This window comes from Trinickia soli (assembly GCF_002879855.1).
GTDB classification, from domain to species: Bacteria; Pseudomonadota; Gammaproteobacteria; order Burkholderiales; family Burkholderiaceae; genus Trinickia; species Trinickia soli.
This window is the reverse complement of the sequence record NZ_PNYB01000017.1, coordinates 84,755-109,057: the sequence shown is the minus strand read 5'-3', so window position 1 is coordinate 109,057 and position 24,303 is coordinate 84,755. Positions and strand designations below refer to the sequence as shown.

General features: G+C 63.2%; 22 protein-coding genes. 7 read left to right on the top strand and 15 right to left on the bottom strand.

The window, feature by feature from the left end; translation table 11 throughout:
* The first annotated feature begins 13 nt into the window (after positions 1–13).
* Together C0Z19_RS19300 and C0Z19_RS19295 are read left to right on the top strand one after the other, a co-directional pair.
* On the top strand, positions 14–520 hold the full coding sequence (locus C0Z19_RS19300; RefSeq protein ID WP_233196208.1) for a lecithin retinol acyltransferase family protein: 507 nt from the start codon (positions 14–16) through the stop codon (positions 518–520).
* 42 nt (positions 521–562) lie between these two features.
* Positions 563–817, top strand: a complete 255-nt coding sequence (locus C0Z19_RS19295; protein ID WP_102611434.1) for a hypothetical protein — start codon at positions 563–565, stop codon at positions 815–817.
* A 20-nt stretch (positions 818–837) separates the two neighbouring features.
* Here the strand turns inward: C0Z19_RS19295 and C0Z19_RS19290 are convergent, their stop codons facing one another.
* From C0Z19_RS19290 to C0Z19_RS19280, 3 genes are all read right to left on the bottom strand, one after another.
* A complete protein-coding gene (locus C0Z19_RS19290; protein WP_146012105.1) occupies positions 838–1,056 on the bottom strand; it encodes a hypothetical protein in 219 nt (72 codons plus the stop codon).
* A 256-nt stretch (positions 1,057–1,312) separates the two neighbouring features.
* On the bottom strand, positions 1,313–1,585 hold the full coding sequence (locus C0Z19_RS19285; RefSeq protein ID WP_102611432.1) for a hypothetical protein: 273 nt from the start codon (positions 1,583–1,585) through the stop codon (positions 1,313–1,315).
* A 76-nt stretch (positions 1,586–1,661) separates the two neighbouring features.
* A complete protein-coding gene (locus tag C0Z19_RS19280) occupies positions 1,662–1,931 on the bottom strand; it encodes a hypothetical protein (protein ID WP_102611431.1) in 270 nt (89 codons plus the stop codon).
* A 408-nt stretch (positions 1,932–2,339) separates the two neighbouring features.
* Between C0Z19_RS19280 and C0Z19_RS19270 the strand changes: the two genes are divergently transcribed.
* Positions 2,340–4,457 carry a serine/threonine protein kinase gene (locus tag C0Z19_RS19270; RefSeq protein ID WP_102611429.1) on the top strand — a complete coding sequence of 706 codons (2,118 nt, stop codon included), beginning with the start codon at positions 2,340–2,342 and terminating at the stop codon, positions 4,455–4,457.
* 842 nt (positions 4,458–5,299) lie between these two features.
* Entirely contained in the window at positions 5,300–5,671 is a 372-nt protein-coding gene (locus C0Z19_RS19260; RefSeq protein WP_102611467.1) for a response regulator transcription factor, read from the top strand.
* Here the strand turns inward: C0Z19_RS19260 and C0Z19_RS19255 are convergent.
* A complete protein-coding gene (locus tag C0Z19_RS19255) occupies positions 5,646–6,344 on the bottom strand; it encodes a response regulator transcription factor (RefSeq protein WP_102611427.1) in 699 nt (232 codons plus the stop codon). The genes C0Z19_RS19260 and C0Z19_RS19255 overlap by 26 nt on opposite strands.
* A gap of 346 nt (positions 6,345–6,690) precedes the next feature.
* Between C0Z19_RS19255 and C0Z19_RS19250 the strand changes: the two genes are divergently transcribed.
* Positions 6,691–7,833 (top strand): substrate-binding domain-containing protein, encoded by a 1,143-nt coding sequence (locus C0Z19_RS19250; protein ID WP_102611466.1) that lies wholly within the window; start codon positions 6,691–6,693, stop codon positions 7,831–7,833.
* A complete protein-coding gene (locus C0Z19_RS19245) occupies positions 7,830–9,932 on the top strand; it encodes an ATP-binding protein (RefSeq protein ID WP_102611426.1) in 2,103 nt (700 codons plus the stop codon). The genes C0Z19_RS19250 and C0Z19_RS19245 overlap by 4 nt, the downstream gene beginning before the upstream one ends.
* Here the strand turns inward: C0Z19_RS19245 and C0Z19_RS19240 are convergent.
* From C0Z19_RS19240 to C0Z19_RS19195, 10 genes are all read right to left on the bottom strand, one after another.
* Entirely contained in the window at positions 9,916–10,287 is a 372-nt protein-coding gene (locus C0Z19_RS19240) for a c-type cytochrome (RefSeq protein ID WP_233196207.1), read from the bottom strand. The genes C0Z19_RS19245 and C0Z19_RS19240 overlap by 17 nt on opposite strands.
* 10 nt (positions 10,288–10,297) lie before the next feature.
* Positions 10,298–11,530 carry a molybdopterin-dependent oxidoreductase gene (locus C0Z19_RS19235; RefSeq protein ID WP_102611425.1) on the bottom strand — a complete coding sequence of 411 codons (1,233 nt, stop codon included), beginning with the start codon at positions 11,528–11,530 and terminating at the stop codon, positions 10,298–10,300.
* A 223-nt stretch (positions 11,531–11,753) separates the two neighbouring features.
* Positions 11,754–12,482 carry a DUF2894 domain-containing protein gene (locus tag C0Z19_RS19230; protein ID WP_102611424.1) on the bottom strand — a complete coding sequence of 243 codons (729 nt, stop codon included), beginning with the start codon at positions 12,480–12,482 and terminating at the stop codon, positions 11,754–11,756.
* The gene (locus C0Z19_RS19225) at positions 12,475–13,119 is read right to left on the bottom strand and encodes an OmpA family protein (RefSeq protein WP_102611464.1); all 645 of its coding nucleotides are present in this window, start codon (positions 13,117–13,119) and stop codon (positions 12,475–12,477) included. Before C0Z19_RS19225 ends, C0Z19_RS19230 begins: the two co-directional genes overlap by 8 nt.
* On the bottom strand, positions 13,119–15,215 hold the full coding sequence (locus C0Z19_RS19220; RefSeq protein WP_102611423.1) for a DUF802 domain-containing protein: 2,097 nt from the start codon (positions 15,213–15,215) through the stop codon (positions 13,119–13,121). The genes C0Z19_RS19225 and C0Z19_RS19220 overlap by 1 nt, the downstream gene beginning before the upstream one ends.
* A 10-nt stretch (positions 15,216–15,225) precedes the next feature.
* Positions 15,226–15,960, bottom strand: coding sequence for a DUF3348 domain-containing protein (locus C0Z19_RS19215; protein ID WP_102611422.1), 735 nt, complete (start codon positions 15,958–15,960; stop codon positions 15,226–15,228).
* 181 nt (positions 15,961–16,141) lie between these two features.
* On the bottom strand, positions 16,142–18,874 hold the full coding sequence (locus C0Z19_RS19210; protein ID WP_233196206.1) for a putative bifunctional diguanylate cyclase/phosphodiesterase: 2,733 nt from the start codon (positions 18,872–18,874) through the stop codon (positions 16,142–16,144).
* A 412-nt stretch (positions 18,875–19,286) separates the two neighbouring features.
* A complete protein-coding gene (infA, locus tag C0Z19_RS19205; RefSeq protein WP_102611420.1) occupies positions 19,287–19,553 on the bottom strand; it encodes a translation initiation factor IF-1 in 267 nt (88 codons plus the stop codon).
* A 210-nt stretch (positions 19,554–19,763) separates the two neighbouring features.
* Entirely contained in the window at positions 19,764–19,967 is a 204-nt protein-coding gene (locus C0Z19_RS19200) for a cold-shock protein (protein ID WP_102611419.1), read from the bottom strand.
* A 232-nt stretch (positions 19,968–20,199) separates the two neighbouring features.
* Positions 20,200–21,615 (bottom strand): aminotransferase-like domain-containing protein, encoded by a 1,416-nt coding sequence (locus tag C0Z19_RS19195; protein ID WP_102611418.1) that lies wholly within the window; start codon positions 21,613–21,615, stop codon positions 20,200–20,202.
* Between the two features lie 116 nt (positions 21,616–21,731).
* Between C0Z19_RS19195 and aptA the strand changes: the two genes are divergently transcribed.
* The gene (gene aptA, locus C0Z19_RS19190) at positions 21,732–23,060 is read left to right on the top strand and encodes an omega-aminotransferase AptA (RefSeq protein WP_102611417.1); all 1,329 of its coding nucleotides are present in this window, start codon (positions 21,732–21,734) and stop codon (positions 23,058–23,060) included.
* Between the two features lie 69 nt (positions 23,061–23,129).
* On the opposite strand, the gene gntR is transcribed toward aptA, so the two are convergent.
* Positions 23,130–24,158, bottom strand: a complete 1,029-nt coding sequence (gntR, locus tag C0Z19_RS19185; RefSeq protein WP_102611416.1) for an HTH-type transcriptional regulator GntR — start codon at positions 24,156–24,158, stop codon at positions 23,130–23,132.
* Between the last annotated feature and the right edge of the window lie 145 nt (positions 24,159–24,303).

Sequence of the window (24,303 nt, the reverse complement as noted above, 5' to 3'; positions counted from 1 at the left end):
ACGGATGAATGCCATGAACGCCGAACTCCATGCAAACGAAATCGAGCTTCCCCCACTCGGCGCTCATCTCGTCACGCATCGCGCCGGCTACAGCCACCACGGCATCTACGTCGGCAACGGCCGGGTCATCCACTATTCGGGGTTCTGCACGACGCTGCGTCGCGGCCCGGTCGAAGAAGTCTCACTCGCTCGCTTCGCCGGGGCTCATCCGGTTGTTGTGTCCGACGAGACGAATGCCCGCTACGTCGGCCGCGAAGCTGTGCAACGCGCCCGTTCGCGCATCGGCGAAAACCGCTATCGGCTGCTCACCAACAACTGCGAACACTTTTGCACGTGGTGCCTCGACGGCGTCGGGCGCAGCGAGCAAGTGCGCGCTTGTATGAAGCATCCCACTATCGCAATGCGCGCGATCACCGGCATGTGTCGGGCCCTCATCGCGGCATCCGCGAAGAGGACACTGCGTGCCGCCTGTGCGCGGCGCGCGCGTGGCGAGACACCTTGCAATGCGTGCGTTGCGTAACCCGCACTTTCATCCAACCCATCCGCCGTACGGGAGACGAACATGAGCCTCGATCATTTCCGCGCAACGTCGTCGCTTCGTCAACTCGTCGACAAATGGCTGGCACCCACCGCGGCAGTTCCTGCGCGCGTCACGCACGTCGGCCGCATGCTTCATGATCGGCATCGCTACGTCTGCGTGGAAGCGAACCATCACACCGGCACGCTCGCGATCTTCTTCTTCCGGCACGACGATGGCGCTTGGCGCGTCTTTCCTCCTGCGGCCACGCGCCCTGCGATGTCGCCCCTGGCCGCGTAGTCGTCCCTGCATTGCGGCGATTAGCGCAGCAGCGTCTTAAGCACAGGCTTGTCGGGCTGCTCGGACAGCGCGGGATCGTGAAGGCCGGCGAAGACCGTTCGTGGCAGACCGGTCAGCGCATGACGGCGCACAAAAAGCGTTTGCCTGGTTTGAACCATCGAGCCGCCTGTCACGGCGGACATCGCTTGCCGATCGAGTTCGACGCTTTCAGGCAGATCGTGAATGACTAGCGTGGCCATACCTACCCCGCACAACGGAAAGAAATGAGGAAAGAGGCGCATGACGCACCGCGCCCCGAGCTGGCTGACGTTCGATTCAGTATAGGAGGCTGAAACGTGGCTTGTGCTTTTGCGTGATCCATCGCGCGGCGAATGAACCATAAGAGGAGGCTCGATAGTCGCTCTAAGAGAGAGGACGTGGCGTATAAACCGTGCCGCCGAACGAGAAGGCAAATGAAGCCGTGAAGCCTCAATTGCCTGAAGGACGGTTCGCGGCCTACAGCGCGAAGCCGGTGCTGGCGAATTGCGCCGGGCTGACATCGAGTTTGAGCGGGCCGAAGCCGGCGCCGATCACGCCGTTATTGTTCAACGCATTGACAACCACGGCCTGGTTCTGTTCGATGTTCTGGGCCACGCCCACGCTGACATTGACGTTGGCGAGGGGGCCGAGACCGGCGAGCCAGGAATTGGCGCCGCCGCGAGTGCGGGACATGACCTTGCGGTCGAGGTCCGTACCGGGCGACAGTTCATAAACGATGATCGATGACATGGGCGTCTCCGATAGAAGGTGTTGGTGCGTGCGTGCGACGCGAGGCCTCGCGGCCTCGCATCCGTTGGCCGCGTGCTCAGAAATTGATCGTGTTCGTGGCGGTTTGCGTGGGATTGATCTTCGTCGACAGGCCCGATGCGAAAGCCACGTTGTTACCGTTGTTGCTGACGATGTTGTTGGTCTGGCCGATCAGTTGCTGTGCGCTGAAGTTGGTCGTGTCGCTGATATGGACGGGCGAGAACGGCAGCAGCGGGTAATAACCCAACGTACCGCCACGTACGCCGGACATGGCGCGGCTATCGAGGTCTTTGGCGAGGTCGAGGTTTTCGATCTTGAGCGAGGTCATGACAGTTCTCCAGAAACATGAGCAGTGAGGGGTGGGTGAGCTGCAAGTGTTGCGGGCTCGAGCCATATAAGGCATAGGCTGTGCCAGGCGAATGCAAAAAGACGGCGTTTCGAGCGAAACCGCCGTGTGGCAAGGCTGGCCGGGCATCCATGCACGCCGGCGATACGAAATACGCGGCCACTGGGAACGGCTGGCTGCCGGGGCGCGGCCAACACCACGCAACGCGTTGTCGGGTTCGCGCAAACACATGCGCGCTGGCTCGCATGGCGCGTACAGCACCGATTGCGAAGGGCGTCTGCGCAGACTAGTATCGATCGCAACGCGGGCTTGCTCGCGCACAAAACCATGGCCGAAGCGCTTGCGCCACGTCGCTGCAAGCGCGTTGTTCGGAGCCGCAGGGGCGCACGTATGACGAGCCTTGCCGAACTGATTCAGACCTTCCAAAAAGGTGTGCTTTCGCACGAGGCGTTCTTCGCGCAGATCGACCACGCCCTTGCGATCGACGGCTCCAACTGCGAGCGGCTGCGCGAAACGTTGGACGAAACGCAGACGAAATGCCCGCTGCCGGAGGCCGTCTATGCCGAACTCATGCGCCGCATCGAACGATGCCGCGGCACGCCTGAGCGCTTCAGTGACGAAACGCGCGTGCAGGCCACGCCCGTGCCGCCCATGCGCGCTGCGGCTGACGATCCACAGGCCCAGGTGAAGGGCGTCGGCGATACGCTCAATGGACGCTTCGTGCTCGAGGAATGCCTCGGCGTAGGCGGTATGGGCACGGTCTACAAGGCGCTCGATCTGCGCAAGCTCGAAGCGGCCGATCGCATGCCCTACATTGCGATCAAAGTACTGAACGTGCAGTTCCGCGGCCAGCCGACCTCGCTCATCGCGTTGCAACGCGAAGCGCGTAAGGCGCAGACGCTCGCGCATCGCAATATCGTGACCGTCTACGATTTCGATCGTGACGGACCGAACGTCTACATCACGATGGAGTACCTGGCGGGCCGGCCGCTGAGCAGGTTGCTGCGCGAGCCCGGCTTCACGGGTATGCCTCACGAGAAGGCGCGGCCGATCATCGCGGGGATGGGGCGGGCGCTGGCTTACGCGCATGAGCGCGGCTTCGTTCATTGCGACTTCAAGCCGGCCAACGTGTTCCTGACCGATTCGGGCGAGGTGAAGGTGATCGACTTCGGCATCGCGCGCGCGCTGACACGTGCGGATGAAGAGGCCGACCTGACCGTGTTCGATCCGGCGACGCTCGGCGGCATCACGCCTGCTTACGCGAGCCCCGAAATGTTCGAGCATCGCGCACCGGATCCTAGCGACGACGTGTACGCGCTTGGCTGCGTGACCTATGAGTTGTTGACGGGGCGCCATCCTTACGACCGCATGCCTTCCATCGACGCACGCGCTGCGCGCAGGCAACCGGAGCGGCCGCAGGCGCTCGACCGACGGCAATGGAAGGCGCTTTGCGGGGCGCTGGCGCTCGATCGTGCAACGCGCACGCCTGACGTTGCACGGTTTTTGGAAGGCATGGGCGTGCCGTTGCACGCGCCGGCGGCGCCGCCGCCGACACCGGCGACGCCTCGTGCAGCGAAGCCCATCGCACCTGCGCGTGCGTCGAAGCCCGCGCAGGAAACGCAGCCCGTGCGGCAGGCCAAGCCGAATCAGACAGATCAGCCGAGTCGGCCGGATCAGCCTGAGCCTGGCCGCGTCTTGGCGGGTGCCAATTTGTCAAAGCGCGCAGGCGTCGCGGCCGGTGTGCTCATCGCGCTCGTTGCGTTCATGGCCGTTGGCTTTGGGTATCGCGAATGGAGGGCGGGCACGTCGCCGGCGCCGCTGTCGCTGCCGGCCGTTTTGCCGGTGCTTGCGGCGCAGCCGTGCTCGGCGATCGCCGCGACGCGCGACGGTGCTACGTTGCGGCTGAACGGCTATGTCGAGCAAGGCGTGGGTGTCGGGCGTCTACGTACCGCACTGGCGCCTGTCGTCGGCGCGGGGGCTCGCGCGTTGAACCTTGACCTTCAACCGGTCAGCGCGATCAATTGCGATGTGGTGTCCGCATTCGCGCCTTACTGGCTCGCGACGCATCAGGCGGGGAGCCTCGCGACGGGCACGTCGATAAGAACCCGGGCGCCGGATGGAAAGTTGATCGAGGGAAGTGCGCTGGTCGTCAATCTCACCACGCCGGGCTTTGACTCGTACGTCAACGTCGACTACTACGCGCTCGACGGGAACGTGGTGCATCTCGTGCCGAGTCATCGCCAGAAAGACAATCAGGCACCTCCACACTATGCCGCGACGCTCGGCGACAGGGGGGAGTGGCTCATCGGCAAACCGTTCGGGACGGAGATGGTCGTGCTCGTCGTCACGTCCGAGCCGCTATTCGATACGGTGCGCCCTGACATCGAACCGCACGCAGCCTATCTGGCCGCGCTCGAGGGACGCTTGAAGCAGCTTGCCGGGCGGGGCGGCGCGGGACGGATCGGTGTGGATATTGCGACGATCACGAGCAGTCCGGCGCAGCGTTGACGATGCCCTTCGCTGCGCACCCGTCGCTTTCAACCGCCGCGCTTGCGGGGCAGTTGGGATGCTATGGGCGCAAGGGCGCATGGGCACCGTTATTGAATGCAGATCTGACTCAGATCGACGGTCCTTCTGAATACGCTTCTGTTCAGCCAGGGCACGAACGTGTATTCATCGTAAGCGTGCGTGGAAATATGAATCCAGTGACTCACGACGTCCTGTATGGCGTTTACCGTGCAATCGGCCGCGCGCTTGGCCGAGGAATCCGAGGAATCACTTCGCGACACGCCGGGCATGCACGTATATCCGAGTGTCAGCATTTGGGCACCGAAATGCGATCGGCCGCACGGCCATTGGAGAGCACGCACATGAGCGGTACCCAATCGGCGGGGCTTCGCAACTTGCTTCGCAAAGCCGGTCTAGCGCGACCACGCAGCATGACGATCGAGCGATGCCGCCGGTGGCTGCTTGAGTGGCGAGCGCGGCCTCGCCTGGGTTGAGTCGACATGGGCACCCTTCGATGAAAGAAACGACAAAACACAGCGGCACTCCCTGGAACAAACGATCGGATGCCGGATTTCGGTCTTGACCTCTTCATTTCCGGGCCCTGCCGCACACACAAGCGGTGATGTATCCACGATATATGACCGTTGTGTAACGCTCAAATCTGCAATCAGGTGGTCTGCCTCGGATGATGGTGCTACCCGATCATCCTTTCGTATAGGGTGCGGGGGGGATACGTTCGTATAGTGTCTGTTTCGCCGGTAGCGGCCTAGACTGCCTTCATGAACGCGCGCTGGATGTCTCTCCGAATGTCCGAAGTCGGGCGACGCAGCGAGGAGAGCCGCATGAGTATCGGCCGAACCATTTCCATCGTCGACGACGACGAGGCCGTCCGCTTGGCCGTCGCGAGCCTGGTTCGCTCAATAGGCTGGCAGGCACGCGTATTCGCGTCGGCCGAGGAATTCCTGGCGTGCGCGGATCTGGCCGATACGATCTGCGTGATCTCCGACGAACGCATGTCGGGTATGTCAGGGGCGGCGATGAACGATCGTCTGGTGCAACTCGGCTATACGATCCCGACCATTTTCGTTACGGCGTTTCCGACGCCCGGGTTGTGCGCGAAGGTCGGCGCGAACGGTGTGCTCGCCGTTGTCGAAAAACCGCTCGATGCGCAGGCGATGGAGCATTGGCTCAAGGTCGCGCTGAGCCTGATGTGACGTTCGGGGCGGGCGGTTGGGGTTTGACCTGCAGCGCTTCCGCCTTTCTGACGAGGTCGGCCACCGAGCGGGCGCCCATCTTTTTCATGACTTGCCCGCGATGAATCTTGACGGTGATTTCGCTGAGGTTCATGGCCGAGGCGATCTGCTTGTTCAGCATGCCCGTTACGACAAACCCCATGACTTCGCGTTCGCGCGGCGTCAGCGAGGCATAGGACTCGCGCAGCGTGGCGATCGATCGCTCGGCGGCGAGACGCTCGCTGTCGCGCGCCAACGCATCGGCGACGGCATCCAGCATGTCCTGCTCACGAAACGGCTTGGCGAAGAAATTGACGGCACCCGCTTTCATCGCTTTCACCGACATCGCAATGTCGCCATGGCCTGTCATGAACACGATCGGCATGCGCAGCCCGTCTCTCGCCAACTGGTCCTGAAACGAGAGGCCGCTCTCGCCGCGCAATCTTACGTCGAGCACGAGGCAACTCGGCGCGTCGTGTTTCGGGAATGCAAGGAACGCCTGCGACGTTTCGAACATTTCGACGCGCAACCCGATCGAGCGAAAGAGGCTGCTGAGCGCGAGCCGCATCCCTTCGTCGTCGTCCAGGATGTAGACGACCGGCAGCTTGTCTCCGGTCGCGTCGGCCGCCCCTGTTTGATTGGAATCGAGGTTCATCCCATCACTCTCCCGGTGGGAGTGTCGGTGCTTTCATCTGATGTTTGAGGATGCACGCGATTGGTGCCGAAGGCCATTTTACGCCCGCGCAGTGCGCTGGGGCAGGTTCTTCGGACGCATGAAATGCGGGGTTCACCGCGTAGCGCCGCACGGCCCATCGCTTATCATGACGTTTTCACGGCCGGATTCGCGGCGCTGTCGTCAGGGTAAGTCCTCCTCACGGTAGGCGGCTGACAGGCGCCATGATGGGCGGTGGTGCATCGTTCGCGTCGTTATGCTGCACGCCGCATTCGAGCGCCCTCGTCAATCATGGTCGATCGTTTCCGCCGGGGCGGTGAGGCGCGGTATGAGAGGTTTGCTTCTGGGTTGGGTATCGGTGCTCGCGTGCGCGCTTTCGGTTGCCGCCGCACAAGCTTCGTCGGAAGTTTCGCTCGCGGGCGTGCCCGTTGCCGACAACGAGCGCTATCTGGCTGAGGCGAGGCGCGTCGTCGCCGCCGCGGAGCGATCGGCCATCGCCTGGAGCGGGCCACGCGACGGACCGCGCGCCCAATCGGGAAAACGCATCGCCGTCGTCGCCGAGGACTTGCGCAACGGCGGCATTCTTGGCGTCATCGACGGCCTGGTCGAGGCAGCCAAGATCATCGGCTGGAGCGCGACGATATTCGACGCCGCGGGCGCGCCGGACCTCAGATTGAAAATGCTTTCGAATGCGCTGGCGAGCCGTCCTGACGGGTTGGTTCTCGTCGGCGGCGACGCCCACGCGCTGACGGCCGGGCTGCAACCGTTCGCCGAACGCGGCATTCCGATCGTCGGCTGGCACGTCGCCTCGCGGGCGGGTGCGGTGCCGGGCACACCCGTGGCGATGAACGTGTCGACGGACCCGCTCGAAGTGGCGCGCGTCACTGCGCTCGCGGCCATCGTACAATCCGGCGGTCACGCCGGCGTCGTCATCTTCACCGACTCCAATTTTCAGGTCGCGCGGGACAAGTCGGATGAAATGGCTGCCGTCGTGCGCAAATGCGGCGCCTGCACGTTGCTTGAAGTACGGGACATCGCGATCTCGCGCTGCGAAGAACTGATGCCGGGCGAGACCAGCGCGTTGCTCGAGCGCTATGGAAAGCGTTGGACCTATGCGCTCGCCATCAACGACATTTACTTCGACTACGCCGTCCCGGTCTTGACCGAGGCCGCGATGCCAAACGCAGCGATGACCATGCTTTCCGCGGGCGACGGCAGCGAGTCCGCCTTTCTGCGGATTCGGGCGGGCACGTTTCAGACCGCCACGGTGGCCGAGCCGCTCAACTTGCACGGTTGGCAGTTGATCGACGAGATGAACCGGCTCTTGGCGAGGCAGCGCGTGACGGACTACGTTTTTCCGGTGCATCTCGTGACGGCGGCGAACCTCGCCACGGACGGCGGCGCGCAGTTGCGCTACGATCCCGCCAACGGTTATCGCGACATTTACCGCCGCATCTGGCAAGGCCCGTGAAATTACCGCTTCCGCAGTCGCTCGCCGCCCAATTCGCGCTCGTTGCCTCGTGTCTGGTTGCCCTGGTGATCGCGGTCGGCGCGACCACCCTCTACTCGTTGAGCCGATCGACCCATGCGCTGCGCCAATTGGCGGAAGTCCGGCTGGCGCGCTTGCAGGACGCACAGGATCTGGCGCAGCAAACGATGGCGATCGAACGCATGTCGCTTCAATTGTCGCGCGACGAAACCGTCGACGCCGTGCGCGAGACGCAACGCAAACTGATCGCCCACCTGGCGCTCTTCGATGGCCTCGTCGACCGCTTGGCGTCGGCACCTTCGGCCAGCGGTGAAGTCGGCGTCGACGCGCTGGCGCTGCACCGGTCGAGCCAGCGCTTTCGCAATACGGTGAACATCGAGGCGCAAGTGCGGGAAGCTGCGCTGACCGCGGGCGCCGCAACGCATCAGGCCGCGTCGCTGGGCAGCCTGGCCCCGGATTTAAGCCGCCAAGCCATCGTTCTGGCTGCCGCGGCGCGAGAGCAGTCGGATAATTTCACACGCGAATATCGCCGCGCGGTCGAGCAGTTGGCCGACGAGACAGATCACACGCGCGAATGGATTATCGGCGAAGTTGCCGTGAGCCTGCTGCTGGCCTGGTTGATCGCCCACGTGTTCCTGGGGCGCCACGTTGTGGGGCGGCTGCGCAGCGTCAGTCGCTCGCTGCGCCACGGCGATGCCGACCCCCTGCAAGCCGGCGTGCCGGTGCGCGGCCGCGATGAGATTGCCGATATGGCGCGGGCAGTCGAGCAATTCCTGGAAGATCGACGCCAGCGCAGGCAGGCCGAGGATGCGTTGAAGGAACTCAACGTCGAATTGGAGGCCCGCGTTGCGCAGCGCACGGCCGAGCTGAGGTCGGCACTTTCTGGCCTGAAGGCCGAAATCGTCGAGCGACAGCATGCCGAGGAAGCCGCGCGGGCGAGCGAGCACTTCCTGGACAGCATCGTCGAAAATATCCCAGACATGATATTCGTCAAGGATGCGCAGAGCCTGCGCTTCGTGCGCTTGAACAAGGCCGGCGAGCAACTGCTCGGCTATCCGCGCGAGGAGCTGATCGGCAGGTCTGTCCACGACCTTTTTCCGGCGCGGGAAGCTGAATTCTTCGACCTGAACGATCGCGACGTGCTCGAGTCCCGACAGATGGTCAATATTCCAGAGGAGCCGGTTCATACGCGTCACGGGCCGCGCGTGGTCCACACGATGAAGATCCCGATTGTCGATATGCGCGGCGAGCCGCGGTTCCTGCTTGGCATCTCGCGCGACATCACGGAACAAAAGCGTGCCGAAGCCGAGCTGCGCGAGAGCGAGCGGCGTTACCGCGAGGTTCAAATGGCGCTGGCGCATGCGAACCGCGTCACGACGATGGGGCAGCTCACGGCTTCCATCAGCCATGAGATCAAGCAGCCGATCGCGGCGACGGCCACCAATGCTCAAGCCGGGCTGCTGTGGTTGCGCGCTCAACCACCCAATCTGGAAGAGGTACGGCAAGCGTTCGATCGCATCAACAAGGACATGAAGCGCGCGAGCGAAGTGACGAACCGGATTCACGGCCTCGTCAAGAAAGCCCCGCCGTCGATGGAGAGCCTGTCCATCAACGAGGCGATCGACGAGGTCATCACGCTCATGCGCGGGGAGATCGTGAAGCACGGCATCTGCGCGCGGACGCAGTTCGCAGAGGACGTGCCTGTCGTGGCAGGCGATCGCGTCGCACTCCAACAAGTGATGCTGAACCTGATCATGAATGCCGTGGAGGCCATGAGCGCGGTTGCGAACAGGCCGAGAGAATTGACCGTCAGCACCTCCAGCGATGACGCGGGTGGCGTGCTCGTCACGGTGTCCGATTCGGGGCCGGGCTTGGGCTTGGCGGTCGACGACTTCGAGCGCCTGTTCGAGCCGTTCTACACGTCCAAGAGCGGCGGCATGGGGATGGGATTGTCGATTTGCCGTTCGATCGTCGAGGCCCACGGAGGATGGCTCCGGGCCAGCGCCAATGCGCCTTCTGGCGCTGTATTTCAGTTCGTCGTCCCGGCTGTCGATGCCGGGCGCGTCACTGTCTGCCGTTGATCGCGGTCAGGTATCGCGCAATGGCCTCGATGTCGTCCGCGGGAAGCGGCGCGCCGTAGACGGCGCGCATCTTCGCGACTTCCGCCTTCCATTCGTCGAACGAAAGCGGTGGCTGGCGCAGCACCATGCCGGTCGAATGGCATGTCACGCAATGCCGATTGGCGAGATCGGAACCGGGGCCCGGTGCAAATGCCGTTGCGCCCGGGGGCATCGCAACCTGTACCGTGTGCATGACTGCCTGGGACGTGGGCTTGGCTGGGCCTGCGGCTAGCGCCGGACCGATCGCACCAACACAAGAGGCAACGAGACTGATCAAGCCCGCATGCAAGATGACGGCTGACGATGAAGGTTTCACAACGCTCTCCTCACGCCGCGACGACCGTGATGGCTTCCACTTCGTTGCGCATATAGCCGCCCGGATTCCAGTTTGGCGTAGTCGGCTGGGCGACGCCGTCGGTATTGATCGCCATGACCTTCAGCGTATGTTGGCCGGCTTGGCGAGGTACAAAGGGCGCTTCCCAGCGACGAAAACCATACGTGCCAACGTCGCGGCCCAGTTGCGCCGTGGTCCACGTTGCGCCGTTGTCAGAGGAAAAGCGAACCTCGCGCACGCCTTTATCTCCGCCGAAGGCGATGCCGCGCACGATGCGACGAGCGGCGACGTCGACGACCGACCCATTGCTGAGGTTCGTGAAGAACGATCTCGGCACCATCCGGTTGATGGCGACGGTTTTGAATGCCTTCTCTTGCGGCGATACGCTCGCATGCGGCGTGTCGGGGATCTGATAGGCCTTGGCCATCCAGAAGTTTCGATCGGATGTTTCGATGACTTCGATGTCATTGAGCATCTTCATCCAATACGTCGAATACCAGCCGGGCACGACAAGACGTAGCGGGAAGCCGTTCAGTAGCGGTAGAGGTTGGCCATTCATACCGAACGCGACCATGACTTCGCCGTCGCGCGCATGATCGACGCTCAGCGTCTTGATGAAATCGGGCGTGGCCGACACGACGCCCGCATCGAGACCGTTGAATCGGACCTCGAGTGCGCCGGCCTTGACGCCCGCTCGATTCAAAATATCCTTGAGGCGCACGCCGGTCCAGAGCGCATTGCCCATGGCGCCGTTTCCCCATTCGCCTCCCGCCACGCGCGGTTTGAAAAAACCTCGTGAATTCCCGGCGCATTGGTTGACGGCGGCCAGTTCGACGCGCTCGAAGTCATGCATGATTTCGCGAAGCCCGAGGTCGAGTTCGCGATCGACGGCGCCGCGTACCCTTACCCGAAAGGTGCGCGCGTCGATTTGCGTGGGAATGTCGGCCAGATGCCAGCGCACGAAGAAGCGGTCGTTCGGCGTGAACACGCCTTCGTCGAATACCTCGAATGGCGTTTCGAGCAACGGCGGGCGGCTGCGCAGGAGCAGCATTTCGCCCTTTTGCGGGAATGCGTTCGTCAGCGGACGCAGGCCATTCTCGAACGGCAGCGTCACCACATCGGCGGCGCGCGCTACATGCGACCATGCGCCCGCAACGGCCGCCATTCCGCCCGCCGCCAGCGATCTCAGCACGCGCCGACGCATCGCGTAGTTTTGCTCGTTCATTCCGGTCTCCTCACCGGGCAACGAGGATCGCACTGCTGATGAAGTTGCCGGCCCCTAGGTCGAGTGCTCATGACTCGGGTACTTCTGACTATAGGATGGGCGGACTTAACGCTGTATCGGGAATACCCGACAAGGGGACCGGCATCGTGCGTTCACCCACGCACTCGATTAATCGTTGAGAGCAATCAACACGATCGCGGCGCCACGCGTGGCTGTACCGACTTCATTTGGTTGCCGGGCCGCGGCGCGCTTTCTTCGAAACGTCACCGCTCTTGCCGGGGCGCGCCGACGGTTTGTCCGCCGGTAGGATTGCATGCATTTGCTCCATCCACGACAACGCGTCGACATACGATAGGAACTGCTGCAGATACCCGGGCGAGACCGCCTGCATCAGCGACAGCGAACGATGCACGAGGCTGCTCGAATTGAGCGGGCCTGCATTGCCAGGCACTTGTGCAAGCGACTGTCGAAGCTGTCGCTGAGTGCTGAGCCTGGACCAGATCTCTCTGAAGTCGTCGAGCACCGGCAGTTCAGGATAGGCCGAAGGTTGAGGCGTAATTCGCTTCGTTCCATGACTGTCGCCGCACGCCGCTCGCGCATGACTTGCAATGTAATCGGTCAGCGCGCCAAGCGAACTGCGAGGCGGCTTGTGTCGAAGCGTTTCGTTTGCATTTGCGTTTGCATTTGCGTTTGCATTTGCATTTGCATTTGCATTTGCATTTGCATTTGCGCTTTCGCCGGCTTTCGGCTCGGCGTTTGCAACGGCGTCGCTGTAGAGCCGGATCAGTTCGGACAGCTTGTTTTCCAAAACCCGTTGCACTTCGCCGTTGTGGCCAACGGCGCGCCGCGCCATCGCTTCGATAAAGCGAAAGCGGACCGGATCTACGCGATCGGCGCCTTGCTCGCGCCAGGCGTCGAGCATTGCATGCGCGCGGCTTGCTTCGTTACTCATGGGATGCCGTGGCGGACGAGGGCCGTGGAACGGGCGCGATTTCGACCCGCCGATTTTTCGCGCGTCCTTCCTCGTCGGTATTCGAGCTGACAGGTTGCTGCGAGCCGAACGCGGCCGCAAACACGGACGAGGCGGGCACCCCGGCATCGATCAGCGCGCGCGTGACGGTCAATGCCCGTTGCGCCGACAGCTCCCAGTTGTCCGCGAAGCTGCGGTTGCCGCCGCGTACCTGCCGGTCGTCGGTAAAGCCGCTCACCATCAGAATCTCATCGCGAGCGCCGAGATAGCTCGATAGCGGGCCGGCCAGGCTCTTCAATACCTCCCGACCTTCGGGCTGAAGCTGATCGGAATTCAGCGCGAACAACACGCTGCCTCGAATGCCGATGCGTCCGTTCACGAGCGTCACGCGACCGGCCGCCAGCGGACCTGCGAGCGCATGCTCCAACGCCTGACGGCGCTGCGTCTCCATTTGTCGTTGCCTGACCTCTTTCGCAAGCTTGGTCGACAGATCCAACTGCGCGCCAATCACGCCCACCAGGATCAGCATGAAGGCGCCAAGCAGTACCGACATCAGATCGCCGAAGGCGGGCCATACCGGCGCCGCATCGTCGAGTGCGCCGTCGATTTCCTCGCTCATCATGCTGCCTGGGCTCCGGCTGACTGCCGCTGCCCGGCGAGCTGTTGCAGATCTTCAATGACCTGCTTCTGCGACAGCATGCTGAGGTCGATGACTTCTTTCGCCTGAGCCACGTAGTAGGCAAGTTGTTCGTCGCTGCGCGCAAGCGATTTGTCGAGCGCGGCTTCGATGCGCTGCAAATGGGCCATCAATTCCCGGTTGGATTCGCCGAACAGCTGTACGGCCAGCCCGAATGCTTCGCCCAGGCTCGCGACTTCGATGGAGCTGCCCGTGACTTGGGCCGCAACGGCCGTGAGCTTCGACGTTTCGCCTTCGACCTTCTCGGCGAATTGCGTGCCGACGCGATCGAGCAGATTCGCCGAAGTCGCGACCAATGCATCGACTGCCGTTCGTTGCTCGGTGCTGGCATGGTTGACTGCGTCGAGCAAGGTTTCGAGCGTGGCGAGCAGGCGGCTGCGTTCTTCGAGCATCGCCGTATCGCGCACCATGCTGTCGGAAAGTTTCTGACGCAGTTCGGCAACGACTTCGGCGGCAGCCCGCGGCGCTTGCGCAGCGGCATCCACGAGTCGGCCGATCTCGGCGATCGTTTCGCTCGTGCGCGCTTGCGTATCGGCCGATATCTCGCGCGCTGTCTGCGCGAGCGTGTCGCAGATCTCTTGCTGCCGGCTGCTCGTGCGCATCCCGGCCTGTTCCCACTCGTTGCTCAACCTGGCGACGATCGAAGCGAGCGTTTCGTTCCAGGTGGCCAGCCGCTGCTCATCGTGCGACGACAATCGCGCCTGCAACTGCGCGTGCGATTCGCCGACGCTGTGCAGCAGTGCATTGGCATGTTGTTCGAATGTCGCGGCGGCCGCCGCCAGCGCGTCTCGATTGCGATCGGCCAGCGTTTCATTCACGCGATCTTGCCGCGACAGCGCCTCGGCCCACGCGGCCGACATGCTGCCCGACGTCGCTGCCAGACGCGTGGCGATCTCTTGCAGCAGGGTCGACGAGCGTTGTTCGAACGTTTCGGTGAAGCGGGCGAGCGATGTATCGAGGCGTTGGGTGAGCGCCTCGCTCGACCTGCCTTGTTGCGCGAGTGCCTCGCGCCAGACGTCCGCCACCGTGTGCGTCGTCGCCTCGAAACCGGCCGATAGTGCATCGAGCTGCCGCTCGACAGCCTGCGTCACTGCACTATGCAACGTGGCTGTTTCGCGCGAGAGTCCCGCCATTGTCGCTTCCATGACGGGCTGCAGCGCCGCGCCGGCTGCCCGCGCGCTGTCGGTGACGGTACGTTTCAACGACTGCTCGACAGATGCGGCGAGCCGCGTGTAAGCGGTCTCGACTTCGCGATGAAACGCGTCCTGACGTGCGAGTTGCCGTTCCCCCGAGGTGAGGCTCTGCTGCTCGATCGTCGCCATCATCGCTTGCAATCGATCGACGAGCGCGGGCATCGTTTCCGCCTGCCGTTGCAGGAGTTTGAAGGTTTCCTCCCGCTGATACGTTCGCGAATACGTGCGCAATGTGGTGGCGATCTTCACGTCGAGCTGTTGCGCGGCTTGAATCCGTTCACGTTTGCACAACGTCGAAAGCAGGCCGAGCATGGCGGATGTCGCCACGCCCGCGATCGACGTGCCGAACGCAAAGCCCAGCCCCTTGACCGGCGCGGATAGCGACGCGCGGATCGCATCGATGTCCGTTGCGCTTTCGAGCGCGAGCCCGGTGCCGCGCAAAGTGGCTGCCATGCCGAGCAGCGTGCCGAGCATACCGAGCAGCACGAGCAGGCCGACGAGATACGGTGTCAGCGCGGGCCCCGGCAGCGCCACGCGTTCGCCCTCGATGCGAAGGCGCACCGCGTTGCGCAAGCTCGGATGCAGCGGGTCGAGGCAGTCGGGCAGGTTGCGCGGCGGGCTCGCGAGACCGTTGATCATGCGCGTCAAGCTCGATGTGGCCTGACTGTAGCACTGCAGTTCGAGGGCGCCTGCGAGGTAGCAGGCGGCAATCAACATCGTGACGAGCAGCGCGAGCGGATTGGAGCCGACGTAACCCACGCCGACCCAGCACACGGCGGCAAGACCCGCCACGAAAACCAATACGTTGTTCAAATGTCTGGACATAGTGTCCCGGTTAGCTAGTGCGAAGGGCGGCGAGCAATCCTTCGACCGGTTGAAAACGAACTTCCATTTCGGCAAGCAGCACGCTTTGCATATCCTTGCGGAACGTGTCCAGCCAGGGGCAGGGCGCATGCTTCGCCGTGACTTCCGTCGCCTGCGCGTCGCCCGGCGCTTGCTGAGCTTGTCGACGCAAACGCTCGAAGTGCGTCGTCATGAGCCTGGGCAGGGCCGCCAGCAGACTCTGCTCGCGCGGGGCCAGCGCACGCTCCATGACGGCGTCCACCATGGCCAGCTTCGCCATGCCAGGCGTTTGGGCGGCCAAGGTGACGCGCAGCCGCTCGCGCAAGTGGCCGATGGCCGTTTCCATCTCGCGCTGCAGGAAGAGATAGCGCTGACGCAGCACTGAGGAATCGACCGGGTCGTCCGCCGCGGATGGCTCCATGGCTGCCCCGCGCGGCCTGATGGCCGCGAACGTGCTGTCGTTGGCGATCGCATTGGCCAACGCGCTGCGAACGCGCGCGCATTCCTTCTCCGCGGCGCCGAGGTTGGCTGGCGCCCCGGCGGCCGTCGCGGGCGGATTGCCGTTCAGTGCGGAGGACAGCTTGATCGCGTCGGTCCAGGCGAGCCATTGGCTCAGACGGTCCGCGAGCGACTGTTTGGGGTCGGAAACCTCGGCGTCGGTCAGACGCGCCAGTAAGCGGATCAGGGCCGGACCGCTGAAGGCAGTGCGCTGAGGTGCGTGCTCCATACGACGAAAAGTCAAAGAGTCGCAGTTTACACGTTGGCGGGGCAGAGGTCGGCGTAGATGAGGTTCGAGGCTGCGGCGGACCCGCGGTGCTTGCTTCGACGCGAAGGGATGGCTGTGGATAGCCGAACGCCGAACGCGTTCGCTGCAACACGCATCAGGCGTCGTTCCTGACGCTGGCGGGTTAGCGCAACGGCACCGGAGCGCAGGCCGGCTGCGCGCTCGGCCATTGCGCCGATAGTCGCTCGATACAGGCGGGGATCTCATCGGCTGGCAACGCCGCTGAAAAATGATAGCCCTGCACGACGGCGCAGCCGTGATCGACCAGGAACGCCAATTGCGCGGTCTGCTCGACGCCTTCGGCGACGGTCTCGAAGCCGAGACTGTCGGCAAGGGCGAGGATTGCCCGGATAATCGCTTCATCCGCACTGCTCGTACCGATGCCACGGACAAACGACAGGTCGATCTTCAACCGGTCTGCATGGAACGACCGGAGATAGGACAGGCTCGAGTATCCCGTTCCGAAATCGTCGATCGCAATCGATAGACCCATTTCGCTGAGCGCACGCAACGTCGGCAGCGCGCCGGGCGCGACGAGCGCACCCTCCGTTATCTCCAGTTCGAGCCGATGTGCGGCAAGCCCCGTCGACGCGAGCACGCGTGCGACCACGTCGCAGAAATCGCCGCGTGCGAGCTGACGCGGCGAGACATTGACGGACATCCGCAAATCGGGCAGCGCATGCTCCCATTGCCTGGCCTGGGTGCAAGCCGTCAGCAACACCCATTCGCCGATGGCGCCGATCAGGCCGATCTCTTCCGCGAGCGGGATGAAAGTGGCGGGGCTGACTGTGCCGATGGCCGGATCGTGCCAGCGTATCAGCGCTTCGACGCCCGTCACGCGCTGCGTGCGCAGGTCGACCTGCGGTTGATAGGCCAGTTCGAAGCTGTTTTGTTCGAGCGCGTCGTGCAGCAAGCGCGAGAGCGCGATGCGTCGATCTGCAGCCTGCGCCAAAGTGGGCTGAAAGCGTTCGACGTTGTTCCGGCCGCATGCTTTGGCGTGATACATCGCGAGGTCTGCATGCTTGAGCAACGTCTCGGCGTCGGCGCCATCGCCGGGGTAGCAGGCCAAGCCGATGCTCATCTCCACACGCAGTTGGACGTCGTCGATCTGGAAGGGCATGTCGAAGGCACGCGCCACGCGCTCCAGCAACATGGCCAATCGCCCATGCTCGTACGGGCGCGCGAGCATGGCAACGAACTCGTCGCCGCCATAACGCGTCGCGACGCCGTCCTCGCCCAGGCACGCAGAGATCCGTTGAGCCGCCTCGCGCAGCAATCGATCGCCGGCGCCGTGGCCCAGGCTGTCGTTGATGTCTTTGAAGCGATCGAGGTCCATGAACAGCAACGCGAACGCGCTCTCTTCTTCGATGGCCTGTTCCATCAGTTCGCGCAGCGTGACTCGATTCGGCAGCCCGGTCAGCGCGTCGCGGCGCGCGAGTTTGATCAGGCGATCGCGGGAATCGACGAGCTCCGTGAGGTCGCTGACCACGCAGATGTGGTATGTCAGCGCGTCGCGTTCGTCTCGCACCTGCGCGATATGAAGCTGACCCCAGAACGACGTGCCGTCGGCGCGTCGGCTTTGCAGCAACGTGTTCGTTTCACGGCGATTGGCCAACGCGTCATGTATCTGCTTGAACAGTTTCCGGTTCACGCTGTCCTGGCTCAGGCGGGCGTAGTCATGGCCGAGGACCTGCGCGCGCGTATAGCCGGTGATCTTCTCGAAAGCGGGATTGACATACTCGATGACGTGTCCCCGTTCGGTGGCGCGAGAGATCAGGACGCCGTTGCCGATTGCGGCAAGTGCCCGGCTGCGCAGCGTCAGCGCAAATTCCGCATTCTTTCTCGCGGTGACATCGACCGCCGTGATGAAGCACGCATCACGCTTCGCATAGGTCAGGAAGTGATACGACAGCTCCACGTAAAGGGGGCTGCCATCGCGATGCAGGTGCCGGCATACCCCGGCATTCCCGCTACAGGTGCCCGTCGCCTGCACCGTGCGCAGCTCTTGCAAAAACGCGGACATGTCGGCGGGCGCATACAGCGACGACATGTTGAGCGCACACAGTTCATCGTGCGTATGTCCGTACTGCACGCCGGCCGCACGATTTGCCGTGATGATGTCGAGTGAATCGACATCGAAGATCAGCATGGGAAGCGCGTGATAATCGAAGTACTTGCGAAATCGATCTTCGTTTTCGGCGGCAAGGAGCCGCACGCGCTGCCGGGCGAGTCCGGCGCGATAGTGCGCGACGAACGCATAGCTCAGCAGGGCGCAGGCGACGAGGGCCGTAAGCGCCAGGCCGATGCCTTCGATTTCGATGTTCCGACTGTTTTGATCGGACCCCGAACGCAGGATTTTCGTTTGAGCGTCGCGCAGCGCACCCAGCTGTGCGGCGATGTTCGCGAGTAAGCGATTTGCTTCCAATAGCTGCGCGCTGTCGACGGATGCGCGGCCATCGGCCATGCGAGCGTTGACGGCAATATCGGCCAGCAGCCACTCCCACTGAGCGGTTTCTTTGCGCAGCTGCAGGACCATTTCAGCGCTGGCGGCGTTGCTTGCGTCGCGCGCGTAGCTCGCTTCGAGCCTGCGAAAGCACGCGACCGCCGAGCCGACGCGCGCTACCGGCCAGGCGAACGACGCGCGGCGCGCTGTGCCGAGGCCCTGAAGGAAGTCGGCGTTGGCTCGCAAATACAGCGTTTGCAGGGTGTCTATGTCATTGCGCGTGGCGAGGGCGCGCGCTGTGGCCTCATCCCAATGCTCGCGCCAGGTCAGCGTATACCCGACGCCGAACGCGAACATGGCGAGGCCCGCGAGCACGAGCAGCACGGTGACGGGCAGCCGGCGGTCCGTACGCACGGCACGCCGCCACCACCGCGCCGCGGAGCGCAGAACATCGAAGGGCAGGCTGAATGACATTGAACGGTAAAAATGCGCGAACGAGCGAGAGCCGGCATACCCCCGACAAAGGGCGCGAGTGGGCGGCGCGATGCTGTTGTAAGGTCCCGGGCGATGCGGCCGCGCTGATATCCCCTCATTGAAATATCGGCAAAATGCGTGAGACCTTTAGACCGGGGTTGCGCCGTCTGGCGTGCGCGTTCGGCACGGGCAGGTCGCGCGTAGGGATTCGATGGGGTTGGCCGGAGGAGGCTGGCGGATGGTTTGGGGCCGTGTTCGATGCGGCCTGCCGGCGGCTGCCAACTTTGCAGCGCGGCGTGAGTGATGCGCCGTCCGCCGATCGCTGACCGGATACACGCGGACGGACTGAGAATCAGCGCCGATGAAAATGCGACCGGGAGGCGGAAGCCGTGGCTCGCTCGTCCTTGTGCCGGTAGTTGATGCGGCCTTTCGTCAAATCGTAAAGCGACAATTCGAGTCGGACGCGATCGCCCGCGAGAATGCGGATATGGTTCTTCCGCAAGCGGCCGGACGCATACGCGGCGACGATGGCGCCGTTCTCCAGCGTGACGCGATAGCGGCTGTCGGGCAAAACCTCGTCGACCACGCCGTCCAGTTCCAGTAATTCTTCTTTAGCCAAAATGATTCTCCAATGACTGAGTCGAATGAGCGATGAGATGCGCGCACGGCCGGGCAGGACGGTCAGCGACCGTCCTGCCCGGCAGTGTGCGATAAATCGGGGGAAATGCGTGCAGATAGTCCGGCGACGCGAAAATGCGCCGCCGGGACAAAGACGATTGACGCGTTGCAGCGGATTGTCTTTGTCGCAGCAGAGAGTATCTGAGGGGAATCAGAGGGGCTGGATGTTGGACGCTTGCAGACCCTTCGGGCCTTGCTTCGTTTCGAAGCTTACGCGTTGACCCTCGACGAGGGTGCGGAAGCCGTCTGCGCGAATTTCGGAGAAATGTGCGAACAGGTCATCCTTGCCGTTGTCCGGCGAAATGAAACCAAAACCCTTGCTGTCGTTGAACCACTTGACGATACCGGTATCCATGAAAATCCTTCAATGAGCAGAAATAAGAAAATGCGCCACTACGTGAGCGGACACGAAAATAATCAAGGAGGGAGAGGACAACGAATACCGCACTTTGCGGTTAATGATGAGCAGCAATCGCGCTTCTTGAAGACTAGTGAAGCGAACTTTACGTGGTACGGAAGGATCGGTCAAGCGATTTCTCAGGCAAGGGGCAATTCTTTTTGCCGCAAAAGAAAAAGGCTGACGACGACTAGCGAACGCCGCGGCGCGCGAGCCCCTTCATAAACGTCCATAGGGCCGGAACGTCCGATGTCGCTGCGTTGAATCTGAACCATTCCGACGCTTTTTCGTCCGGGCGGAAGTAGGAGCCCGGCGCAAGCCAGATTCCCTTGCTCAGCGCATCGTTCGCCACGGCAATGCTGTCTGCGGGCGCGATCGGCAGCTTCGCCCATAGGAACAGCCCGGCGTTCGGCGTGTGAAACAGCTCGAGACCGGCGTCGGTCATGGCTTGCGTCACGCGGCTGTGCGCATTGAACAGCCGCTCCCGGATATGAGCGGCGTGGCGGTCGTAGTGGCCGTCGATCAGGATGTTTGCGACAGCCCGTTCGGTGATCTCCGAGGAAGTGAGGCCCACGGCCATCTTGGTCAGCGCAAAACGGGAAATCAAGTCGCGGCTGGCCGCGATATACCCTACGCGCATCGCCGGCGTGATCGTCTTTGAAAAGCCCGAAAGATAAATGACCCTGCGCAGCCCTTCCATTGCTGCGAGGCACGGCGCGCCTGCGGGGGCGAGGGCGCGCGAGATATCGTCTTCGACCACCCACAACCCTTCGCGATCGGCAATCTGCAACAGGCGAAATGCCGACTGCGCACCAAACGATGCGCCCGACGGATTCTGCAGCACCGTATTGATGAAAATGCCCTTGGGCCGGTGCCGCTTGACGAGTTCTTCGAGCTGCTCGTTGTCGATTCCTTCGCGCGTGCGACGCACGCTGACGACCTTGACGAATGCAACCTTCAGGATTTGAAGCAGGTTGCAGTAGCAGGGATCTTCGACGAGGACGGTATCGCCCGGCGCCAGCAAGGTGCGAACCACGAGATCCAATGCCTGCGTGACGCCCTGCGTCATGAGCACTTCGGCCGTGCCGACCGAGAGTCCATATTTGCGCAGTGCATCGGCAATGAGCTCTCGCAACGCCCCGAACCCGTAGGGATGGCCATATCCGCCGATGCGCGAGCCCGGCACCCGGCTGACCACGCGCAGCGCGTGCTGAATGCCGCTCTCGTTGACCCAATCGTTCGGAATCCATCCGCAACCTGCCTTGATGGGTACCGTCTGATCGGCGAATACATCCGATAAGAGCCATGCCGCGTTCAGGCTTGGGGCGCTCCGACCGGGCGCAACGGGCGCCTGGGCCGGCGGCGTGGCGACGCGGTAGCCCGCCCCGGCGCGTGCGATCAGCAGCCCCAGCGAAACCAGGCGCTGATACGCCTCCGATACGGTGTAGGTGCTGAGGCTATGCGCTTTTGCAAACGCACGGATCGACGGCAACGCCGTTCCGGCTGGATAGGTGCCGTGCCGCAATTCTTCCTGGATCGACGAGACGATCTGATCGACCAGCGTGCCCTCGTACTTGCGAGAACGAGAGAGCTTCAGCGTGAACATTTCAATACAGTGGGGAAGAAAATATCAGCACGGTTTGCCCGTTTGCTTCAGGCTGTCCAGTGATTGTAGCGTGCGAAACCGATACAGTTGGCGCCATATTCAAGGAGAGTCAACTCATGAGCATGCCACCCGCCAGCCCCGATCTCTCGAACTTCTGGATGCCGTTTACGGCGAACCGGCAATTCAAGGCCGCCCCGCGCATGTTCAAGGCCGCCAAGGGCATGTATTACACGACGGTCGACGACCGTACTGTTTTGGATGCGACAGCGGGGCTTTGGTGCGTGAACGCCGGTCACGGCCGTTCGGAAATCACGAAGGCCGTGGCGGAGCAACTCGACACGATGGATTTCGCGCCGACGTTCCAAATGGGCCATCCGCTTGCATTCGAAGCGGCGACGAAGGTGGCCGAGCTCATGCCTGCGGGTCTCGACCGGATCTTCTTCACGAATTCGGGCTCGGAATCGGTCGATACGGCCTTGAAGATCGCGCTGGCCTATCATCGTGCGCGCGGCGAAGGGCAGCGCACGCGCTTTATCGGCCGCGAGCGCGGTTATCACGGCGTGGGCTTCGGCGGCATTTCGGTCGGCGGCATTGCCGCGAACCGCAAGACGTTTTCCGGCAATCTGATGCCGCACGTGGACCATCTGCCTCATACGCTGAACATCGCCGAAGCGGGGTTCACACGCGGTCAGCCCACCTGGGGGGCGCACCTCGCGGATGAACTCGAACGGCTCGTCGCGCTGCACGATGCTTCGACTATCGCCGCGGTGATCGTCGAACCGCTGGCTGGATCGACAGGCGTCCTCGTTCCGCCGAAGGGCTACCTCGAACGGCTACGCGAGCTTTGCACGAAACACGGCATTCTGTTGATTTTCGACGAAGTCATCACGGGCTTCGGGCGCCTGGGCGCACCCACGGCAAGCGCGTATTTCGGCGTGACGCCGGACCTCCTGACCATGGCGAAAGCCATCAACAATGCGGCCGTGCCGATGGGCGCCGTCGCGGCCAGCCGCGCGGTGCATGACGCGGTGATCAACGCCGGCGCGGCGAACGCGATCGAGTTCTTCCACGGTTACACCTACACGGCGCACCCCGCTGCGGCGGCCGCGGCCATCGCCACGCTGGATATCTACAAACGCGACCGTCTGTTCGAGCGCGCCAAGGAGTTGTCCGGTGCGTTCGAGGATGCCGTGCATGAGTTGCGTGGCGCTGCGCATGTGAAGGACATTCGAAACCTGGGGCTGGTGGCCGGCGTCGAGCTCGAGTTGCGCGCCGGTGCGCCGGGGGCGCGTGCCTATGACGTGTTCCTCAAGTGCTTCGAGGCAGGCGTCCTCGTGCGGTACACGGGCGACATCCTCGCGTTTTCGCCGCCGCTGATCATCGAAGAGCGCCAGATCGAACAGATCTTTTCAACGGTGCGCGACGCGCTGCGCAGCGTCGCCTGATATCGGGCGGCGATTGCGCGACGATTCGATCGAAGCGGTTCGCGCCTGGGTGCCTGGGCGTTCAGGCGCTTAAGCGCTTTCGCGGATCACGAGTTCGAACCCGAGATCGATCATCGTGGACGTCACCGTCTCTTGTCGAATCAGCGACAGCAGCAGGTGCGCAGCCGTGCGGCCCATTTCGGCGCGTGGCGTGCGCACGGTCGTGAGCCGTGGCACGCAATCGGCGGCGCCGGCCAGATCGTTGAAGCCGACAATCGCGACATCTTCCGGTACGCGGATATTCATGCGCCGCGCTTCGAACAGCGCACCCTGTGCGAGGTCGTCGTTACCGAGGAAGATGCCGTCGACATCGGGGCGGCGCGTCATGAGCTGCCGGAACAACTCGCACCCCAGGCCGACCGACGACGGCGCGGGCGTCAGAATCTCGAGATCGGATTCATGCATGCCGGCGCGTTGCAGCGCGCGGCGATAGCCTTCGCCCCGCTGCAGCATCCGCGTATCGAGCTGGGCCGCGACGAACGCGTTGTGGCGGCAGCCCCGTTCGATCAGATGCCTGGCAACGGCGTCGCCGGCGTCCTCTTGCGAGAAGCCCACGCAATAGACGTTCTGCGCATTGGCGAGCTCCATCATATGCACGCACGGCACGCCGCTCGCATCGATGAGACGGCGCGCAGCTTCGGTTCGATCGAAGCCCGTGACGATCATCCCCATGGGCGGCGACGCGAGGTAGTGACGAATGAGGTCTTCCTCCTCGTCGCGCAGGTAATGCGAGTTGCCGATCAGGATCTCGATGCCGTGCGGCCGCAGCACGGTATGGATCGCTTCCACGACATCAGTGAACACGTTGTTCGTCAGCGACGGGACGAGCACGGCCACGGTGTCGCTTTGCGCGCGGGCAAGTGCGCGCGCGGCCGCATTGGCCACGTAATTCAACTCCCGCGCGGCCGCCCGAACCCGATCGACGTACTCGGGCCCCACCGAACTCAGGCCGCGCAGCGCGCGCGAAGCCGTGATCGTGCTCACACCGGCGCGCCGAGCGACCTCTTCGAGCGTCGGACGGCCGGTGCCGCGGGTTTTCCTGGGTGTCGGGGTCGTCATAACTGAACTAGGATAGCGCTGTCTCGGCCGTCGGGCAAACTTCGGTATTGTATGTGAATCGGGGGCGGATGAGACACGCAGGCGGTCCACGACCGTCTTTATTTGAAGATGCAAAGATAGCGCTATCTCAAGGAAAGGGAACCGA

Bases quoted from the DNA above. Each gene is read 5' to 3' on its own strand.
- gntR (WP_102611416.1), bottom strand. From the start codon at position 24,158: ATGACGACCCCGACACCCAGGAAAACCCGCGGCACCGGCCGTCCGACG.
- C0Z19_RS19230 (WP_102611424.1), bottom strand. From the start codon at position 12,482: ATGAGTAACGAAGCAAGCCGCGCGCATGCAATGCTCGACGCCTGGCGC.
- C0Z19_RS19255 (WP_102611427.1), bottom strand. From the start codon at position 6,344: ATGAACCTCGATTCCAATCAAACAGGGGCGGCCGACGCGACCGGAGAC.
- C0Z19_RS19300 (WP_233196208.1), top strand. From the start codon at position 14: ATGAACGCCGAACTCCATGCAAACGAAATCGAGCTTCCCCCACTCGGC.
- C0Z19_RS19195 (WP_102611418.1), bottom strand. From the start codon at position 21,615: ATGTTCACGCTGAAGCTCTCTCGTTCTCGCAAGTACGAGGGCACGCTG.
- C0Z19_RS19235 (WP_102611425.1), bottom strand. From the start codon at position 11,530: ATGAACGAGCAAAACTACGCGATGCGTCGGCGCGTGCTGAGATCGCTG.
- C0Z19_RS19280 (WP_102611431.1), bottom strand. From the start codon at position 1,931: ATGACCTCGCTCAAGATCGAAAACCTCGACCTCGCCAAAGACCTCGAT.
- C0Z19_RS19200 (WP_102611419.1), bottom strand. From the start codon at position 19,967: ATGGATACCGGTATCGTCAAGTGGTTCAACGACAGCAAGGGTTTTGGT.
- C0Z19_RS19215 (WP_102611422.1), bottom strand. From the start codon at position 15,960: ATGGAGCACGCACCTCAGCGCACTGCCTTCAGCGGTCCGGCCCTGATC.
- C0Z19_RS19295 (WP_102611434.1), top strand. From the start codon at position 563: ATGAGCCTCGATCATTTCCGCGCAACGTCGTCGCTTCGTCAACTCGTC.
- aptA (WP_102611417.1), top strand. From the start codon at position 21,732: ATGAGCATGCCACCCGCCAGCCCCGATCTCTCGAACTTCTGGATGCCG.
- C0Z19_RS19220 (WP_102611423.1), bottom strand. From the start codon at position 15,215: ATGTCCAGACATTTGAACAACGTATTGGTTTTCGTGGCGGGTCTTGCC.
- C0Z19_RS19250 (WP_102611466.1), top strand. From the start codon at position 6,691: ATGAGAGGTTTGCTTCTGGGTTGGGTATCGGTGCTCGCGTGCGCGCTT.
- C0Z19_RS19290 (WP_146012105.1), bottom strand. From the start codon at position 1,056: ATGGCCACGCTAGTCATTCACGATCTGCCTGAAAGCGTCGAACTCGAT.
- C0Z19_RS19260 (WP_102611467.1), top strand. From the start codon at position 5,300: ATGAGTATCGGCCGAACCATTTCCATCGTCGACGACGACGAGGCCGTC.
- C0Z19_RS19225 (WP_102611464.1), bottom strand. From the start codon at position 13,119: ATGAGCGAGGAAATCGACGGCGCACTCGACGATGCGGCGCCGGTATGG.
- C0Z19_RS19285 (WP_102611432.1), bottom strand. From the start codon at position 1,585: ATGTCATCGATCATCGTTTATGAACTGTCGCCCGGTACGGACCTCGAC.
- C0Z19_RS19270 (WP_102611429.1), top strand. From the start codon at position 2,340: ATGACGAGCCTTGCCGAACTGATTCAGACCTTCCAAAAAGGTGTGCTT.